The organism is Mycobacterium sp. P4_H6 (assembly GCF_056400845.1).
Window position 1 is genome coordinate 1 of record NZ_JBFUKN010000168.1, and the last position, 3,792, is coordinate 3,792.

At 69.4% G+C, this 3,792-nt stretch carries 3 protein-coding genes; 1 reads left to right on the top strand and 2 read right to left on the bottom strand.

Annotation, left to right across the window (positions count from 1 at the left end):
• The coding region (locus AC1DTF_RS32210; RefSeq protein WP_477477018.1) for a hypothetical protein at positions 1-1,217 on the bottom strand (1,217 nt) is incomplete at its 3' end.
• Positions 1,218-1,553: 336 nt separating this feature from the next.
• Here AC1DTF_RS32210 and AC1DTF_RS32215 point away from each other — a divergent pair.
• The gene (locus AC1DTF_RS32215; RefSeq protein ID WP_442928699.1) at positions 1,554-2,234 is read left to right on the top strand and encodes a VldE C-terminal domain-containing protein; all 681 of its coding nucleotides are present in this window, start codon (positions 1,554-1,556) and stop codon (positions 2,232-2,234) included.
• 19 nt (positions 2,235-2,253) lie between these two features.
• On the opposite strand, the gene AC1DTF_RS32220 is transcribed toward AC1DTF_RS32215, so the two are convergent.
• Positions 2,254-3,792: alkaline phosphatase family protein (locus AC1DTF_RS32220; RefSeq protein WP_477477019.1), on the bottom strand; the 1,539-nt coding region annotated here is incomplete at its 5' end.

The window sequence follows — 3,792 nt, forward strand, 5'->3', positions numbered from 1 at the left end:
ACCTCGACCACGCCGCCGGTGCCACCGGCGCCGCCGACCGCCGACCCGCCGTCACCGGCCGTGGCGCTGCCGCCGTCACCGCCGCGCCCCGGGTCGTACAGGCCCTGGCCACCGTCGCCACCGGCGCCACCGGTTGCGGTGCCGGCCCCGTCGCCCTGGGCGGTGCCACCGGCGCCGCCGTGCCCGCCGCCGCCCACGATGCCCGCGGTGCCACCGTTACCACCGGCGCCACCGACCGCGTTGGCGCCCTCGGCGCTGCCGCCGGCGCCGCCGTGGCCACCGTCGCCGCCGATCAGGCCGGCCGCGCCACCGTCGCCGCCGGCACCGCCGGTCTCGTCCGCGCCGGCCTGGTCGCCACTACCGCCATGCCCGCCGCTACCGAAGAGCAGCCCACCGCGACCGCCGTTGCCACCGTCGGCGTTCAGACCGGAACCGTCACCACCGCTGCCGCCGTTGCCGAGAAGCCCTGCGGCGCCGCCGTTTCCGCCGCCGAGGCCGCCGTCGCCGCCGCTGCCGAGCAGGCCGCCCTGGCCGCCGTCGGCGCCGAAGCCACCGGCGCCGCCGTTACCGAACAGCAAACCGCCACGGCCGCCGTTCACGCCGGCGGTGATGGAGCTGAAGCCGTTGCCGATCAGCAGGCCACCCTCAGGATTGGCCAGCGTGCCGTTGCGCACGAAGAAGCTGACGACCGGGATGCGGCCGCCGATGTCACCGAGCAGACCGGCGATCGCGCCGGGCAGATCACCGAGGGTGGTCTGGGCTACCTGCAGCGCGCCTGCGGCATCGGCCACCATCACGGTGACCTCGGTGTTCGAGTTACCACCGGTGCGCGCGACGGCGTCGGCGAGCACCTCGGGAGTGAAGGGGGCGGCGCCGCTTCCAGCGGCCGCGCGCGAGGAGGAACCGGGTCCGGCGGACGCGCCGTCGGCGCCGCCGCCGGTGGGCGCAAAGGTGATCAGAGTGCCGCCGGTATCCACGGGGCCGGGCACCGCGGCTGCGGGCGCGCCTCCGCCGGCGATCTGGGCGCCGTACAGGGCGTTCGGCGACGGGTTGGGCAGCACCGCGGCGGCCAGCACCGGTTGGGCGTGCACGACCGCGGGCGCGGAACCGGCCGCCGGTCCGGCAACCTCCGCCCGGTCACCGTCTACGGAGATGACGGTGACCCCTGTGGTCGCCAGTACACCCGCCGCCAATGCCGAAAATATTGTGCTGGGCACGTTTCCCACCGTTGCTCCTTAAGCTGGCCCGATTTGCCGTCAGCAGTATGTCAGACACGTGCTTAGAAATCTCTCAGTTTGCGGCAAACCGGGTGAAAGTGTTGCGCCCGCCGTCCCGCAACGGCCACTGTCGGTTCTTTTCCCAGGAATACGGGGTTCCATGGACAGAACCCTTGACATCGGCACTATTTTGCTGTGCGGTCGACGACCGCCGAACGGCAAGTCACGCGACCCGGTTGCTAACCGCCGACCCGCACCGTGGTGCCCGAGGCGGCGGCTCGGCGCGGGAGAACAGTTCGCCGACATTGACACCGCACACCCGATTCGGCATTTAAAGTGCACACCGTGGGCAGAAACCTGTTAGCCGCGAACCGGGGACGGTGGTTGGCGATCGCCGGCTCCATCGTCATCTCCGGAGGCGTGCTCTACGCCCAGAACGCGGCGCCTCGCCCCGTGCAGAATCCGGAGACTGCCGCGTCCGGCGAGGTCTCGGCCGCACCCGCCGCTCCCCTGCTGCCCACCAGCGCCGCCGCCCAGGCCCCGACCGAGGCCGAACTGCTGGCGGTGAGCGCACCGGTGGACACCCGGGTCCTGGATTTCCCGCTCGACAAGGGTGTCGCGCCCGAGGGTGGGCTACAGATCAAGACCATCTGGGTGGCCCGTGCGATCAGCATGATGTACCCGGAGATCACCACCATCGGCGGCTACCGCCAGGATGCGCTGAAGTGGCATCCCAACGGGCTGGCGATCGACGTGATGATCCCCAACCACAGCAGCGATGAGGGTATCGAACTCGGCAATCAGATCGCCGGGCTCGCCCTGGCCAACGCCGAGCGCTGGGGGGTCATCCATGTCATCTGGCGGCAGGGCTTCTACCCCGGGATCGGCGCACCGAGCTGGACCGCGGACTACGGCTCGGAAACGCTGAACCATTTCGACCACATTCACATCGCGACCGATGGGGGCGGGTACCCCACCGGCCGCGAGTCGTACTATCTGGGCTCGATGAAGCCCTGACGGGCTCGAGGCCCCGGGCTCACACCGCGATCGACGGCACCACGCAGGCGCCCAGCGCCGGGTCCCCGCACACCTGAAGTCCGCCCAGCATCGACGGCGGTGCCGGCGGCGTGTACGACGGGAAGTTCGGTGCGGCCGGCGGCCAGAACGGATAGATGCTGGCTCCCGTGACACCGGTGATCCGGGCCACGATCTGCGCCACGAAGTTCGTCGCCACGTACCCCAGATCCCCGAGGAACCGCACCGGCCCGACCGCCAGCCCCGCAAGTAGGCTTACGACCGGAATATTCTGTGCAGCAGCCGATTTGATGCCGCCGACGATCCCGTCGACGATATCGACCAGGAAGTACGGGATCGAGGTGAAGATGGTCCGCACCCCGAGGGCGACGTTGGTGATGGTGTCCGGATAGCCGTTCTTCGAGATGAGGTCCTGCAGCGCCGCCCGCAGCGCGTCGTCGGTGACCGGGAAGACGTTGTTGTTCAGTTCGGTCATCGACGTGCCATCGGTCGCCCGCGGGGTGCCGCCGAACAACGTCACCACGGTGGGGGTCACGTCGACGATCTCGTACTGCAGGTTGATCGCGCCGGGCGCAAAGCCGGGCCCGTTGACGATGACGAAGGTTTCGGTCTCGTCCGGTGATTGGAAGCCGTGTCCGAGGCCGCGCTGCGGCTGGTGTCCGTGGTCGGTGACCAGGACGATGGTCCACTCCTCGTTGTTGGCCGTCTCCCAGGCGTTGACCGCGGCGATCATCTCACCGAGGTTGCGGTCGAAGTTGTTGAGCGCCAGCTTGTATTCCTCGGAAGCCCCGCCGTACGCGTGGCCGTTCTCGTCGACTCCGACGAAGTAACTGAAGACGAAGTTCGCGACGTTCGGGTCTGAGCCGGCGATGACCAGTTCGGTGGTGTCCCCGACGGCATCATCGGTCTTCAACCAGTTCGGGTCGTCGTCGCGTTTCCCGATGTAGCGCACCAGGTCTGCGCCCAGGTCACCACCGGCGGCGGCGATGGCCGCGATCACGTCCCAGTTGGCGACCGCGGTGGTCTGGATGCCTTCGTCGTGGTCTTCTTCGAGCTGGTTGAACACCGTCGGCCATCGGTTGTAGGTCCACGGCGTGAAGATGTTGTTGATGACGCCGGTCTTCTCACCCCAATTGCCGGTCAGGATGGTCGACCAGGACGGGTTGGAGATGGTGGTGTGCCCGACGATGCTCGTCGGAGCGGTCGAGCTCGTCTTGATCAGGTTGAAGAAGTTGACGTTGGCCGGGTCTGCGAGCACCCGGCTGAGGTTGGTGCCGTCCACGCCGATGACCAACACATTCGGGGTGTCCACCGCCGCGATGCCGACCTGCGGTCCGCTGGTGGCGTTGCGGCGCAAGGTGTTGCGTTCCAGCTCGTCGCGCACTGCGGCCAGCGCCGCCAACGCGGCGGGCGCCTCCACCGGCGGGGTTCCCGGCTGCGGATTCACCAGTGGGGCCGCCGGGTTCACCGGGATGGTGACGAGCGTGACAGCGGGCTCGGCCGCCSGCGGCGCACCGGCCGACAGCGGGCTGGTCTTGGC